Origin of the sequence: Pedobacter sp. SYSU D00535 (assembly GCF_017355855.1) — a bacterium.
Taxonomy (GTDB): domain Bacteria; phylum Bacteroidota; class Bacteroidia; order Sphingobacteriales; family Sphingobacteriaceae; genus Desertivirga.
Genome location: NZ_JAFEWD010000002.1, coordinates 748047 through 763365, shown reverse-complemented (window position 1 = coordinate 763365; position 15319 = coordinate 748047). Strand labels below are relative to the sequence as shown.

The following is a 15319-nucleotide window of genomic DNA, read 5'->3' as shown; positions in this document are numbered from 1 at the left end:
AATGAAACTATCGAAATCAACATACGGACTTCTGCTGATGCTAGCCCTGGCGGGAAGTTCCTGTAAAGAATCCTTTATTGACCTCGCGCCGGAAGATCAGCAATCCAGCGAAAGCTTCTTTCGCACGGAGGAACAGTTCAGACAAGCCGTTACAGCAGCCTATACTCCCCTGCGCGACCTGCTGGTCAACGACTTTTTTACTGGGGAAATGCGCTCTGACAATACGCATTACGAATTTTATGAGATCAACCGGGGCACCGCTTACCTTTTCAGGGAAACTATTGCCGATTTTACCGACGATCCCAACAATGCCTACAGCAATGCAGTCTACTTCCACTGCTACAAAGGTATTTCGAGAGCGAATATTGTGCTTGGAAGACTAGCGACGGCGACGCTGGAAGAGAAGGCTAAAAACGAAATTGAAGGACAAGCAAAATTCCTTCGGGCTTTCAATTACTTCAAGCTCGTCCGCTACTTTGGGGAAGTACCGTTGTACCTGAAGGAAGTTAGCACAGCTGAAGATGCCTTCCTAACAAGGAGCCATGTTGAAAAAGTGTATAGCCAGATCATTGAAGATGCTAACGATGCAATCCTGAAACTCGATGTACCCAAGTTTCCTCAAACGGGACAGGCTACGAAGGGGGCAGCCACAATGCTCCTTGCAGAGGTCTACATGACCCTGAAGGACTATGATGAAGCGGAGAAGCTGCTTAGAACCCTTCCGGGGATGGGCTACCAGCTCCTACCCGACTATGCCGCTGTTTTCTCGACGGCGAACAAAAACAGCAGGGAGTCGATCTTTGAAGTTCAGTATATGGCTGGTGCCCAGGGCGATCAGCAGAGCACCTTTATCTATTCATTTCTTCCGAGAAGTCTCAATACTTCCATCATTACCGGCGTTGCCACTAACAACAGCGGCACAGGGGGCTGGAACACGCCTACAGAAGATTTGATTAATGCTTATGAAGAAGGCGACAAGCGGAAGGCCGCTTCTATCGGTATTGCAGAGGGCACCTACAATGCCAGCAATATCTTTTCTATCTCTGCAAACAAAAGCATTGAAAACTATAGCCCGGCCGCGGGAAAAATTGGTGTTCCTTATATCAAGAAGTACCTGAACCCGCATAGCATCGCCAACAATACCAACGACAACTGGCCCATCTACAGGTATGCGGATGCACTCCTAATGTTGGCCGAGGCCCTCAATGAACAGGGATTGTCGCCTCAGGCACTGCCCTACCTCAATCAGGTGCGTGACCGGGCATTTGGTGCCGGTGTGTCTCCTATCACCACTACTGACCCTGCTGAATTGCGTGACATTATTGCTCGCGAACGCAGGGTGGAGCTGGCATTTGAAAATCACCGGTGGCATGACCTGGTAAGGACCGGTAAGGCCATAGAGGTAATGACAACCTATGGCGAGCAAATGAAGAGCAAGTTCCCTTACCTCGGCGCTGACACCTACAATGTGACAGCCGAAAGGCTCTTGTTCCCTATTCCACAGTCGGAGCGTGAGGTAAACCCTGCATTAACTCAAAACAAAGGATACAACTAGTGAAAATGATTTTGAACAAACTGAACCAGCAGCTTAAATTCCCTTTAAGCTGCCTTAGTCTTCTTGCAGTGGTAGCAGTCTACGGACAAACTACGCCGCCAAAAAAGGTAGCTGACACAGCTAAGGAAAAAAAGGAATTCTCTATAGCAGTGATTCCGGACACTCAGTACAATACCAAAGAAAGCCAGGGCGGCTCCAATGCACTTTTTACTGCCCAAACTGACTGGATTGTTAAGAACCGGGAGAAAGAAAACATCGTCTATGTGATTCACGTGGGAGACATTGTAGACGACGGAGATAGCAAGCCGGAGCAATGGGATAACGCGGTGAAAGCACTGTACCGCCTGGAAAAACCACAGCCCGGCCTGCCCTACGGGATTCCTTACGGTCTGGCCGTAGGAAACCACGACCAGTCGCCGAGCCAGTTCGCTGTAACCGGTAACACCTATTACTTCAATAAGTATTTTGGTGTGGAGCATTTCAAGAACCGGCCCTGGTATGGCGGAAACTATAAAAATGACAACGACAGTCACTACGACCTCTTCTCGGCAGGAGGTTCAGACTTCATCGTCATCTATATTGAGTATGATGCGTTTGACGAGGACCAGGAAAATATGAACAACTGGGCCGCAGGCTTGCTGGATAAGTACTCCGACAGGAAGGCAATCGTCGTGAGTCATTACATTATTGGTTTTAATAAAGTTCCCGGAACGAATCTGGGAGGAGAAGCACAGTTCGGCAAGCAGGGTAAGAGGCTGTATGACCGCCTTAAAACGAAACCGAACTTGTTTATGATGCTTTGCGGACATGTCGGGGATAACGGTGAAGGCTACCGGCAGGACACCTATGCAGGCAAAACGGTCAAAACTTTCCTTGCCGACTATCAGAGCCGGCCGAGGGGTGGCAACGGTTTGATGCGACTGATGAAGTTTTCTCCTGAAAAAGATCTGATTAGTGTCCAGACACTCTCCCCGGACTTGGGCACCTACGAACGGGACGGCGACAGTGAGTTCGTGAAGCCCTGGTTGCGCGAATCTTCCGCTTCGAGGATCTACGATTTTAATAATGATGGCAAATCGGAGATAGCGTTCTATCAGGCGGGTACCTGGCACATCGGTGGTGATAAAGTAAACTTTGGGAAAGAAGGTGACATTCCTGTTCCCGCCGACTACCTGGGAAGTGGCAGAGCAGAACTGGCAGTCTACTCCCCTGCTGAACAAGTGTTTCGGATTAAGGGCCTCGCCGACCAGCCTTTAGGAGAAGCAGGAGACGTTCCGCTTCCGGCAGATTATACCGGCGATGGTGTTGCGGATCTTGCCGTATGGCGTCCTTCAAATGCTACCTGGTACATTAAAGGCCAGGAACCCAGGAAGCATGGCTGGAAGGAATCTTTGCCTGTTCCCGCTGATTATGATGGAGACGGAAAAGCAGAACTGGCAGTCTTCCGCTATTCGAACCACGTATGGTACATCGCGGATCTGGGTAATGTTCCTTTCGGGCAAGACGGAGACATCCCTGTGCCGGGAGATTACAACGGAGACGGAAAAAGCGAGATCGCTGTCTACCGCCCCTCTTCAGGGGAATGGCTTTTTTATAATGCCAAAACAGCGGTCAAGCTAGGCAAACCGGGAGACATCCCAGTGCCGGGAGATTACTTTGGCAATGGCCGTATAGAGCCTGCGGTATACCGTCCGGCGAGTGGCACTGTTTATTCTGCCTCCGGGAAACAACTGAAAGCAGGCTCCACAAAAGCAGCGATCCTCAACCTTCCTTATCCTATCAGAAGCGCTTTCTTCAAAAGCGAATGATAAGTTGGACTAATAAAGGCTGTCGTGAGACAGCCTTCATTAGTTTTTTCCAAATCTGCTCCACTCCTTCTCATCTGCCAGTAAAAGTTCTTCTTCGATTTAGTTATTTCCAGCCAAGCACGCATTTACCAACGGCGTAAAAGTTTCTTCCATCCACTTTCATCATCGCGGTATACACTACCGTGAAGGTACCATCGTCTTCCTCAATCGCACAAAGCGGAGTGCGAGTGTAGTGATCGCCGGGCTCCGCCCATAAATTACGCTGATTCTGAATCTTTACTCTGGTTTCCTTCGTCCAATGAATTCCATCTTCGGATAAACTATAGCCGATTTCGTGGTCCCCCATCGAATCATAGATCATCAGGTAACGACCATCCTTCAAACGGCTGACTACTTCATTTTCGGTAAACACTTCAGCTAGTGGAAGCGGATTAAAGCCTTCCGGCATACGGGTCCATGGACCGGACAGACTACTCGCGAAGGCAAGTCCTGTGGGCCAGCCTGTCATGGGGATGTAATTGTGCCCGTCGTAGGGTGAGTACCACGTGTTGCCAACTTTATAGGGGTTAAAGCAGGCTACTGCCTGTTGCCCTTCCCAGGCCTGGGAATTTGCATCTGGCTCCAGTACGATTCCCATATCTGCATAGGGACCAGCGATTCCGTCAATTCCGGCTATTGTTGATTTAGCCCGCCAAATCCGTCCCTGATAATCACTTCCCGGGATTTCACCCTTACTTTCGTCTCCTCCCCGGTAAGCGACATAGAAGATATTCCAGGCATTCTCCTCCTCATTAAACACCACACCTGTCACCCAGACTTCGGCACGCGGATTTGTATGGGTACGACCAGGTACGCTGTTGACTACTGTCGACTGCCGTTTCCAGTTCCGGGCGTCGGGGCTTGTCCAATGCGAAATTCGAAGGTCGCGATGGGGCCGCTCAAACATTTCGTTTACGAACATATGGTACACTCCCTTCAGCTTCACTACCTGTCCGGTTTCAAAGCCAGAACGGTTATGGGTAGCGAGAACGTCGGGATGATCGGCTTTAATCACCGGGCCTTTCTCGGCTGAAATTAGCTGGAGCGTTTGTTTAGATTTTCTTGGCGACAACATACTTCCGCGCATGTCCTGGCTCTTCTGCGAAAAAGCAGGAAAAAAGCTAACAAGCAGTATAGCATAGCTTAGGAGGTACTTGCAATGGCTGAACTGTTTTTTCATATAAATCCAAGATATAATTAGTTGTTGAGGGATGGAAAACTAGAATCGAATAAACCATTCCTTTTTCCCCTGGATATAGCCAGGAGCAGTTTAAATCAATTGACTAAAGTAAAAACTAAAAAAACAAGAACTGAGAAAATACCTTCCAAAAAAGTTTTTAACTATAGAAACATTTTATTTATCAATCTGTTCTCCCTTTATCTACTTCTGAAATCTATGAAAACGCTTCTTCCCTACGCCCTGCTGGCATTGGCCGCTATTACAATGAGTTTTAAAAAGAGAGAGTATAAAGTTGCCGTCACCTATATGAATGGTCGCAGTGATACCCTCGTTTTTATAACCAGCACTAAGAATAACGTCATCGCCTCGCTTGAAGACACGGGCTATTGCTTAAGGTACCGTGTACGGGGGATGTCGAAAGAACCGCTTGTTTTAACCTGTTCTGTAAAAAGTTATGAGGTCAGCAAAAGGAAGATTTCGAATGAAGAGCTGCTTAAAAGCAATCTTAATCTCTATTCGGCGTTCCAGTACAAAAAAAGTACCCGCTCCCCTCAGCTTATATCGCAGGGATCTAAACTGAAATAAGAACCGGCGGAGAGAGTGATCTGTTCCTGTCCTTTATTTGCCGATACAGAAAGTAAAACACTATTGATAGTCAGCTAGATGTATATCAAGAGATACAAATATGAAACAGAAAAACAGAATCCATTAATACTGTTATTTTCAGCGTGTTACAAAGGTAATTATTTCAAATAACATTTAGATTCTAGTATTTAGTTTTATCTATCTGACAATGCAAAATCTTGTCCAACCTGAAAATATTTTGCTACTGCATACAAAAATGAAGCGTGTAGTTTCTTAGTATCTGATTAAAACGATCAAATGGTCGTACATTAAAAGAAGTACGGGAGAAGCATTTAAGATTTGCTATACATGAAAACGTTCATCACACTTTACTAAAACATCTATTTCTGGGCAAATCTTCTTAAATTCATCCTTGTAAATCTGTTCAATCTGTTCCTTAACATTGATATAGGAACCAGTAGCTACTTGGTAAAGGGTGCCATCATGCATGGGAATTAATAAATCAGCGCCCTGAACATCTTCCGCAACACGTAATACAGCCTGCTTATAAATCAATGATGCTGTACCTTGGATTAAGTGACTTAATGCCCAAGTATATTCATCGTTCTTTCGATATCTGTAGTTTCCTTTGGTTGTTCCGATTCGACTGCTGCTGTGAATCGAATTATATACCTTATCTCGAAAAACTTCAAGCTTCTTGAATCTGTGAAAATAAGCCTTCGCATGTTCACTTAATGAATTGTCACCATAGATATATCTGTAGAAAATGATTTTGGCGTCTCCTCGTTTAGTCTCGTCACCAATTACCTCCCTTGCAAGATCCCTATAAATGTCTTTTTTATAAAGGTTTATCAAATTATTGTCCTTGCTTATTGATGCAAGAATACCAGCTTCAAATTGACAATAATCAATATAAAGTAAATTATAGCCTTCATCTGCTTCAATAACCACCCGATTGGCCTTTCTAAGATTTTGAAGACCAGGTTCTCTTAATGTTATCCGAGATGTAATTGTACCGAAGCCATGATAAGTTGGGTTCGTTCTATTCTCTCCTCCCCAATGCGATAGCATCATTAGCAAACTATCAAGATCTTGCTGATTTCGAAAAATTTCGTAAAACATTTTACAAACTTCATCATCTCCTCTTCTTGCCTTAAAAGTAAACGTTGTAGATTTTATGAGATTATAACCACATTTTTCTATATAATGCCGTTGTTGATCAATACTATCTGGATTATAGATATTATACTTTAATTGCAAGTTGTTTTTTGCCCTATAGATTTCCCTCTCTAAACTCTTGCATAATTCTAAAATTATATGTGCGTTAATTTTTATCCCTTCAAGCTGCCTTCTGTATATAACTTTATTTATTTTTTTCTCAATCTCCTCGAACCTATTTTTTTCTTCCGTATCCTTTTCGTACAATTGAAGAAACACTTTTGCAATAGCTTCCAAGCATTCTTTAATTGTAGCAGAGCTTAATTTAAAATCCTGACCAACAACCCTATAGTGCTTTAGAAACGAGAGAAGTTTCCATTTTTTATCGGCTCGAAACTCTTTTCCTTCTTGAGACATTTGCTTATCAAATGATTCAAGATCAATTATATCAGGCAGAGTTTTGATGCCTTGCATCGATTTTATAGATCTAATGACATCTGCAGTTTGGGACGAAACTAAGGTAACATCTTGAGAAACTGGAAGATGCAAAATTGATTCAGAATGGTCGTCGATATTTAATCCATGCCATTGGTTATTAAGTAGAATTATCGCAAATCTTTTCATTATAGAGAATATAATTGTTCAGCCTCACTTTCTTCCGTCTCTTCCGATTCCTCTGCCCCCTGTACAAAAACAAGATCCTTTTCTTTCCACCTATGGCTAAAAGCATGAGCTTTATTTAAGGTACTTTCTATTTTGTCAAATGGTAAAAGATCTGAAGTAAAGTGTCTCAAAGCAATAAGCGCAATCCTATTTTGAAAATACCCATGAGTGAAACCTTCGCCCAGTTTTCTTAGAACTACTCTTCTATAGGCCGGATTTACCGAACATAAATAGATAATCATTGCGCCGATTACGGAGCGATTGGTGTCGTCATTCCTTTCAATCTGTCTTATAGCATGGGCTTTGAGATCTGCATGGTTACATTTATGTTTAGCAAGGAGTAACCATATTTGATAAGTTTGAAAGGCATAAGTGTTATATCTTACTTTCAATACGATTCTTTTTAGAGAATCAATAAAATGTGTTTCAATAACATCAGAAGAGATATAATTTAAGACTTTGCAAACTTCTGTAGTGGTCCAGGGTCTATTAATCAAGGCTTTGGTCGCCTTCAAAATGGTTGGAAGAAAATCGGAAGCAGCGTTTTCAAGAGAGAACTTTTTTATCGCCAAAAAGCGAAATGTATTAAATGCAAAGTTTAATCTTTTTTGAGCATCATCGAAACGCTCTACTTTAACCTTTATATTATCCTTTATCAATTTAATACTTCCATGAAAAGCTTCATTAAGGTACTGTTGATTCTCTGATTGTCTATATCTGCTAATCTTGGCCAAATCGAAGTTAAATTCTACAAAAAAGTCTTTTCTAAATTTCTCGTCAGAAGAGCAACCTTTTTCATTTTCCTCGATAAGCGTTATAATTTTTGTTTTTTGTGAATTAACAGACAGATAGCATCTTCTCAACTCAAATTCGAAAGTTTGTAGTATTCGCCTGGCTTCAAATTTATTTTTGCAAAAAATTCTGATGTCGTCCATGAATCTGTAGTACACTATGCCATGGCTTTGCATAAATACATCTACTTGATTAAGATAAAATGAGGCCAGCAATGACGATGCATCACTATTTTGAGGAAGTCCGACATCTTGATTACTGAACCTTCTTAACATTTTGGTTAGAAGGAGAGCTGCATTCTTTTCGTTTTGAGTCTCGCATACTCGTAAAACTTTTTCATGAAGAAGCTTCTTGCTTATATTGTCATAAAAATTCAACAGATCAACTTCAATAACGCAGTTAAAATCATATTTTCCATCTACATTTCTTTGTAGTACTGTCTCTTCTAACTGATATTGCAATTTCTTCCATTGCTCTACTCCATTTAGGATCAAGTTGTTTTTGGAAAATCTGTTATATCGGGCTGAATAGACTGAGTTAATCATAGCTGAATCAAGCTTTTCTGCAATTACCCCAACCGCTGCCATATACATTATTCTATCAATAAATGGTACATTTAAACTTTGCCTTAATGTAAATTGCTTTTTCGGTACGTAAAATCTTTCAGCTACTGAAGCTTCGTACGTTACACCGGATAAGTATGGCTCCAATTGAGCAAAAAGATAATCTTGATTAAGTAAATCAATATATTTTAATGGGTCGTAAAACCAGTCATCTGATATATCCGTTGAAAGCCGCCTCCTAGCTAGCTCTAAATTCAAACACGCATCATTTATTATAGCTTGATTTATATCTACAACATTGCTACCAACCTCCCTTTTAAAACTAGAATTTTCTGTACTTAATTCAACTAGTCCTAAGGATTTTAATTGCAAATTAATATCTGCAAATTTGATTCTGGTACAATCAATGGTTTCATTTTGAAAATCTTCATTGGGATACCTAGAAATTATCCCATAAAGCACGCTTTTAGTATTTAGGAAAACACCGGCGCCCGACATTCCTGGTAGGGCACTTGCTTTAAGATTAGCATGTAAAGAGAAACGTTTTGCTGTTATATCATTTCTCTCCAAGTTAAATTTGCTTAACTCACCTTCGTTAGCAGAAAAAACAGCCCAAAAAAAGAATTTTTCATCTTCAACCTGTAGCTCGTCCGCCACAAAAATTTGTCTAAAAGACAACTTGTGGTTTTTGCTTACTTTTATTACCGCAAAATCTTCCTCAAACACAATTAGCCTATCCTTTACCTCTGACTTTTTAATAAGATCTAACCTGTGAAATTTATGATCATGCAGGTATTCAAGTTCGATTTTCCCTACCTTATGACTGTCATAGGGTGTATTTGAATCTTCCTGAAATAAATGTTTTGCGGTAAGAACATAATTGTAAGAAATACGGTTAGGAGTAGAATACAATACGCCGGAGCCGTAACCGTTGACACCACTAATGTTAGTTTTAATTTTTATGCCGCAACTTTTCAGTTTTTCAGAGAGCGACTCCATAAGGTTCGTTGTTTTTTATTAATTCGATTTTATATTTCTTTTTCTCTAAATCTGAAATTTTTAACGCATTTAGAGCCTCCTCATAATTGAAAAGTAATTCCACAGGCTTGGTATCTTTTCTCAAGAATTTTAATATCTTCAGAATGGCTCTTTTATTTGGAAGAAAATGTTTCTGACTGTTGGTGCTTATGATAAACTTGTTACAATCGATTTTCTCAAGAATTCCTTTTGATAAACTTCTGTAACTTCCATGATGAGGTAATTTTACAGCAGAAAAAAAAGCTTTTCCAGTATTAGGATCAATTAAAGTATTTACAACGTCTTCCAATCGATCAGGTGTAGAGTCTGCAGTTAACAAAACCCGCGAATTTTCATGTTCGATCAGAACAACGACACTTGTTTTATTTGGGAGAGACGTATCCAAGCTTGCATCGTCTATAAACTCTTCCAAAGTCGCCATTGGCGAATTCCAATCACAACGATAATCTCCAGTTAGATATGCACCTTTCTGAGTTGAATATTTCTCTAAGATTTCCGTGGTAGGTCCAAAAAAAGTAAGCTTGAGATCCTCAAATTCTCTACATATACCAAACTCAATAGAAGTCTTCCAATTACGACCTATTCGTGTTAGAAGATTTTCTACCTCGAAAGCTTGTTTATAGGATAAATTATTTGAATCGTCCCTACTTATTTTTCCCATGATCTTTCTTGGAGAATTAAAAACGACTTCTTTGATAAAGTCTTTGCCATAATCTTCATCTATAATAAGATTTAAGAGTTCAAGAATTCCTCTTATATGATCATCATCATGATGCGTAATAATAAGCAAGTCTAACTTTTCTTCAAGTTGCCGAATCTGAGAAACTTGCGATAGTAAAAATTTGGGTTCATTACCACCATCAATTAATATATTTTTGTTATTATGCTGAATTAATATGGAGTCTCCAGTCCCTGCTTTTAAAAATTTTATCTTCATGATTTTACTTGATTGATTACTGTCGATCGAGCTATTTATCAGTAATGATGTAAAAATTGTTTCCCGTCTTCTTTAACAGTAAATCGGTCGCTCCCAAAAGTTTTAGATGCTCGGGTTCATTAATCAATAGTTCTCTACTTAATCCAGGTTGTACTACATAAATATTAAAGTTGATCCTGCAATAACCGGTAGATAACATACTTAATAAGAGTTTAATGTCATCTTTCGTACCCTTCTCGAACCTAGAATTTCTGCCCTGATTAATTCTCAAATTTTCTCGACGGATCATGTGATTAAGAAGCTCGATACTCTGATGTCGCCAATGAAAGCTTCTTTGAGCCTGTCCATTTACTTCATAAATATCTTTTAACCTTGCTCCACTTTGCGGTTTGCTTGAAAATTTGCAATGATATAAACTGACATCAATTTTATAGTCAGCATCAGCCCAATACTTTATTGCAACTATATCACTTGCCTCGTTAGCGCTGTCATCATCAAATACAATCTTACAATCTTCATCTGATTTCAACTGCAATAAAATAAAATATTGAATGGAATTTAGACGTTTTTCTTCCTTCTGAGACTCTTGCTGAATATTAACACCTTTCCAATCGTAAGGAATAATATTATTGACGTCAAAAATATCGTAATCACCCTTAAATCTGAGCAGTATATTATTGTGCATTTTTGAGTTATCATGGAATCGAATGATTGGCGGATATTCATAAAACACCTCCTCCAATAATTTCAAATCGCCTCCTTGAGTTATATATAGTGGGATAGTAGATTTAAGCTCATATTTAAAGCCTCTGCCTTCATCAATCAAATGCAATCTGTACTCAATTCTTAACTCATCAATTTGAATTGAGAAGTTTAAAATACTTGCATCAAATGATACAAGAGAAATACCATAGTCTACAATTGGTATATTTCGGTAGAGTGCTAAGTTCGGATACGCATAAAGTTCCTCATTCCAAGATATTGAGACAGGGACAAGGTCAATAGGCAAGGTTGTAATTACTTCTGGCTTTTGAATGAAGCTGAATATATCATCTGTATTTATAGATTCATCGAGAAGCTTTAATCCAAGCAAATCACACCACGTGCAAAAATCAGGTATACTTTTTACAAGCTTAGTCCAAACACGCCCTTTTGATGAACAACCAATACTTATTTTCTCGCCATCCTCATATCCAACCCCAAAAAGATTGGAACTTGATTTAGTTTTATTATCTAATTCATCCAATCCATTTACAATACCATTTCCGGCGTACATTGTAAAACTAATCGGACCATCAAGTACCGATTTCAGCCCAAGATTAAAAAGTTCTATTTGAAAAATATTTCCCAGACATCGGTAAATTTTAGACTCATTAAATAACGATATATTCTCACCAACAACTAGTTCGCCTAATTCTCGATGAATACTTCCATTATTAGAACTGTTGATATACAACAACTTCTGTTCTTCGTTTAGGTATACGATGTACAAATGGTACGCACAATTTAATAAATCATCAATTTTTCCCCATTTTACAGATTCAATCTGTTTAACGATGATTATTAACAGCTTTTCTTCTTCATGTTCTACTGAGACTGCTTCATACTTATCTTTATCAAACAACTTTTTGTACTTGTTGGGGTTCCATTCGATTTTAGAGTCATGAAGTTGAAATACAACCGTACTCATTGCCGGCATTATATTTCTTAACGGGATTTTATTAGGAATTTCCGCTTGAGAGAAGTTTTTAAAAAAATTCTCTTCCTTAACTATCGACTCAATTATCTCTTCGTTTGAGCTTTTTATAATAGTATTCCAGTCTGAATCCTTCTGATACAACTTGTTTAATGTACCCTTCAAGTTTGGGTCAGCAATATTTGCAACTATCGATGCTTCACCCAGCCTTAAGCTTGAGTCACGAGTAAACCTGCCGAAAAATTGAAAGGACGTTGTTATGTTCTTATGAAGATCATGTAATGCACAAATTTTAAGTTGAGGCAAGTCAAATCCTTCTCCAAGCATGTCAACACACACAATTATCTTGTGAAGTCCCTTTTTAATATCTTCCAATAACGCCTTTTTATCGGGCGTATCACTATCTATTAATATCGGATTGAACTCTGTATACTTACTATATATATCATCAAACACGATCTGAGCTCGCTCTTTAAGATCAACACGTGCCATGAGTATATGATCATACACTTTTCGATCCTTAATCAAAATATCAATTGCTTTCTGCGCAATTGCTTTATCAGCTGTTTCAGGATTAAAATCTAAAATGTGATGAAAATTTATATTCTTGTAGTACCCATCCCTTTGAGCAAGTGATAATGGATAATTGTAAATTATTTCACCTTGAAGCCTTTTTTTATCGTTTCTAAATGGAGTTGCAGTAAAGAGAAGAACAGGGAGCTCTAAAATTTCTACATTTTGCTTGATTTTATTCCACTCCTGTGCTTGACTATGATGCGCTTCATCCATAGTAAGCACCTTAAGCCATTGTAAAAATTTGCTCTTAATCTTTGAAGGTCCTTTAAGAATTCCTGTAATAATCTGCGGGGTTGAAACTATAACATTTGACTTAAAAATTTGATCAGCATCTTCGTCAGATTTAATTTTTGTGTTTAAATGTCCTACCAAAGGAGCCTTAGCTTCAAAGGAAATGATCTCTGTATCTGGTTGTTTTAATATTCCAAGAGTTTTAAATTTATCAAAAATTTGTGTGCGCAATGATGCCGTTGGTACGATTACTAGTAGACCAGTAAGCTTCTCAGCAACAGTTAAACATAACATTGTCTCAGTCTTGCCTGTTCCTGTTGGCATAACGACTACAGCAGGCTTAGAAGAAATACTCCAATGCGCTTGAATTGCATGCAACGCTCCTAACTGTGGGGGTCTAAGCCCCTTTTGTAATATCGATGATTTATCTTTACTCCTAGTCTCTTTTTTATACTTGAAGGCGTTCTCCCATGAAGTCTCTACTTCGCTACTCTTGGGGATGTTGATATATACAGCTTTCTTTGAGCATTTAGCTAAAACAGAGTAAGTTAGTTTATCATATTTAGTTGTATCAACAAAGAAGGCAGCATCGTATCCATTAGGAATGCTTGATTTTACTGTTGAAATGAAATACTTGGAACCATTATCTGAAAAAAATTCAAATCCACTATAATCACTAGCCGTATACTTTCTCAGTATGCCTTTTTCTGTGCCAACATGATACTCGATCTTATTACCATGCACAGGAATAACTTTTGAACATTCAAACTTAACAACGAACTTTTCTTCAGGAAATAAACTAATCATTCAAGCATTAATAAGCCCACATGAAAAATCATGCAGCAATCGTGAAACTCATCGGCCTGAACTAATTGAAATAACGGGAGGTGTAAGTAATTATGGTCAGGTAGTTCAAATATAACTTAAAAGATAGGCTGTTTCATGCTTGTGGAAATTTTTTTTTTACTACACATGATGTCAACTCTACTAATTATCAATTAAGCTAAATAAAATTTCAGTATATCCCTTCATCTGATCTCCACAGCATTGTTCTAAAATCAGTTACTAGAAACGGATAGGAAGCTTAAGGCTTCCCTTTTTATTTTATTCACCTAGTTATACAAGCTAACTATCACGGATCAAATGGACCATTAAGCTTTTATCCCTTCCCAGATTCTGCCTTTCGGATCTTAAATAGAATTTCTTCAATATGCTTTTTAATACTTCTCATCTGGCTCTTCCGGATGTGAGTATAGTCCATTAGTTCAAAAAGTGATAACTTTATGAACCTTCGTTATTTCCTCTGGAAAAGGGAGTCAGAAAGTAGGGTTTAATTAGGCCATAAAAATTTGATTTAATTAGATGATAACCCAGTTCAAGAGTTAATGCTAGTGCTTATTTTGGTTAAACATCAAGTCCTAGAAAGCAACTGCATTTATTTTATTCTCTTCGATCATAGACTTTATAAGGTTTCATATTTCCCCTGCTAGTAAAAACAGTAAAGCCCCTGAAAGGGCTCTACTGTTTTTCATTATGTTCAATTAAAAACCAAATTTGCCGTTCTGATTTTTCCATTCACTTTGTGGAGCGATTGGCTCTATCACATCCCAGTGTTCCGCGATCTTTCCCTTTTCTACTCTGAATAAATCGTAGAACGAAGTTAGCTTACCAGCTAAATGACCTTCACTTACTACCAGCACAAAGTTACCTTCTCCTAATACTTTATGAATGGTATCATATTTCATCGTAATTCCCTGTTTAGCCCATTCTCCGAGTGCCTGTCCTAGGCCTGACAATTGATCAGCAATTTGTGGGTTATGCTGAATGTAGTTATCACCATTGAAGTATCCCGCTAGTTTTTCCATTTTTCCATTAACCAGAATATCATCTACGAAAGCTCTGACTAATATTTTATTTGCTTCAGTCTTTTCCAGTTCAGATGCTTCTTGGGGCCCATCTGTCATTGTGCGCCCACTCGGATTTGCGTTCACTGGTTTTTCTTGTAAATTGTCCCAGTGCTCTACAATTTTACCATCCTCAAAGCGGAAGATGTCAAAGCCTATTTTCGGGCCAAAGAAGTTATAGTCTGTGTGGGCGAACACAAAATTCCCCTCTTCAAATACCCTTACGGTATTGACCCTTGCGGAACCTTTAGGTAGTTGAGCAAGAGCAGCACCAAAGCCCGCTAAGCCATCTGCTATTGCTAAGTTGTGTTGTTTGTATTTAGCTGCATCAATTACACCTACTGGCTCTGCCGCTCCGGTTTCAATAGCTTTTAATAAAGCTACTACTTGTTGTTTCTTATTCATGACTGTTTCTTTTTTTATTATTTCTCTTTCCTGTGATGAGCAAGAACTGAATGTTATTGCTGCTGTTATTGTTAATAAAGTCTGCTTGAAATATTTCATATCCTTGTTTTTTTCTGCTACAAAGATTGGAAGACTTGAAGCCCTGGAAAAGGTAGAAACAGCCGTTTGAATGATACTTTTGCGACAGTT

9 protein-coding genes are annotated in these 15319 nt (G+C 39.3%); 3 read left to right on the top strand and 6 right to left on the bottom strand.

Annotated elements, in window-relative coordinates; genetic code table 11:
* The first annotated feature begins 1 nt into the window (after nucleotide 1).
* A complete protein-coding gene (locus J4N23_RS07935; protein WP_207425017.1) occupies nucleotides 2–1555 on the top strand; it encodes a RagB/SusD family nutrient uptake outer membrane protein in 1554 nt (517 codons plus the stop codon).
* Nucleotides 1556–1560: 5 nt separating this feature from the next.
* The gene (locus tag J4N23_RS07930) at nucleotides 1561–3363 is read left to right on the top strand and encodes a metallophosphoesterase (protein ID WP_207425016.1); all 1803 of its coding nucleotides are present in this window, start codon (nucleotides 1561–1563) and stop codon (nucleotides 3361–3363) included.
* Between the two features lie 103 nt (nucleotides 3364–3466).
* Here J4N23_RS07930 and J4N23_RS07925 read toward each other — a convergent pair whose 3' ends face one another.
* A complete protein-coding gene (locus J4N23_RS07925) occupies nucleotides 3467–4582 on the bottom strand; it encodes a hypothetical protein (protein WP_207425015.1) in 1116 nt (371 codons plus the stop codon).
* Between the two features lie 216 nt (nucleotides 4583–4798).
* Here J4N23_RS07925 and J4N23_RS07920 point away from each other — a divergent pair, with 216 nt between their 5' ends.
* Nucleotides 4799–5167, top strand: coding sequence for a hypothetical protein (locus tag J4N23_RS07920; RefSeq protein WP_207425014.1), 369 nt, complete (start codon nucleotides 4799–4801; stop codon nucleotides 5165–5167).
* 342 nt (nucleotides 5168–5509) lie between these two features.
* Here the strand turns inward: J4N23_RS07920 and J4N23_RS07915 are convergent, their stop codons facing one another.
* From J4N23_RS07915 to J4N23_RS07895, 5 genes are all read right to left on the bottom strand, one after another.
* Nucleotides 5510–6949 carry a DNA polymerase gene (locus tag J4N23_RS07915; protein ID WP_207425005.1) on the bottom strand — a complete coding sequence of 480 codons (1440 nt, stop codon included), beginning with the start codon at nucleotides 6947–6949 and terminating at the stop codon, nucleotides 5510–5512.
* Nucleotides 6949–9342, bottom strand: a complete 2394-nt coding sequence (locus tag J4N23_RS07910) for a reverse transcriptase domain-containing protein (RefSeq protein WP_207425004.1) — start codon at nucleotides 9340–9342, stop codon at nucleotides 6949–6951. Before J4N23_RS07910 ends, J4N23_RS07915 begins: the two co-directional genes overlap by 1 nt.
* The gene (locus tag J4N23_RS07905) at nucleotides 9326–10318 is read right to left on the bottom strand and encodes a ComEC/Rec2 family competence protein (protein WP_207425003.1); all 993 of its coding nucleotides are present in this window, start codon (nucleotides 10316–10318) and stop codon (nucleotides 9326–9328) included. The genes J4N23_RS07910 and J4N23_RS07905 overlap by 17 nt, the downstream gene beginning before the upstream one ends.
* A 31-nt stretch (nucleotides 10319–10349) precedes the next feature.
* Nucleotides 10350–13628: a DEAD/DEAH box helicase gene (locus tag J4N23_RS07900; protein ID WP_207425002.1), complete on the bottom strand. Its 3279-nt coding sequence runs from the start codon at nucleotides 13626–13628 to the stop codon at nucleotides 10350–10352.
* A gap of 734 nt (nucleotides 13629–14362) precedes the next feature.
* Nucleotides 14363–15229, bottom strand: coding sequence for a nuclear transport factor 2 family protein (locus J4N23_RS07895; protein ID WP_207425001.1), 867 nt, complete (start codon nucleotides 15227–15229; stop codon nucleotides 14363–14365).
* Between the last annotated feature and the right edge of the window lie 90 nt (nucleotides 15230–15319).

What these genes read in the sequence shown, in the direction of transcription:
- J4N23_RS07930 (WP_207425016.1), top strand. Translation starts at nt 1,561, where the DNA reads ATGATTTTGAACAAACTGAACCAGCAGCTTAAATTCCCTTTAAGCTGC.
- J4N23_RS07925 (WP_207425015.1), bottom strand. Translation starts at nt 4,582, where the DNA reads ATGAAAAAACAGTTCAGCCATTGCAAGTACCTCCTAAGCTATGCTATA.
- J4N23_RS07915 (WP_207425005.1), bottom strand. Translation starts at nt 6,949, where the DNA reads ATGAAAAGATTTGCGATAATTCTACTTAATAACCAATGGCATGGATTA.
- J4N23_RS07905 (WP_207425003.1), bottom strand. Translation starts at nt 10,318, where the DNA reads ATGAAGATAAAATTTTTAAAAGCAGGGACTGGAGACTCCATATTAATT.
- J4N23_RS07910 (WP_207425004.1), bottom strand. Translation starts at nt 9,342, where the DNA reads ATGGAGTCGCTCTCTGAAAAACTGAAAAGTTGCGGCATAAAAATTAAA.
- J4N23_RS07920 (WP_207425014.1), top strand. Translation starts at nt 4,799, where the DNA reads ATGAAAACGCTTCTTCCCTACGCCCTGCTGGCATTGGCCGCTATTACA.
- J4N23_RS07900 (WP_207425002.1), bottom strand. Translation starts at nt 13,628, where the DNA reads ATGATTAGTTTATTTCCTGAAGAAAAGTTCGTTGTTAAGTTTGAATGT.
- J4N23_RS07895 (WP_207425001.1), bottom strand. Translation starts at nt 15,229, where the DNA reads ATGAAATATTTCAAGCAGACTTTATTAACAATAACAGCAGCAATAACA.
- J4N23_RS07935 (WP_207425017.1), top strand. Translation starts at nt 2, where the DNA reads ATGAAACTATCGAAATCAACATACGGACTTCTGCTGATGCTAGCCCTG.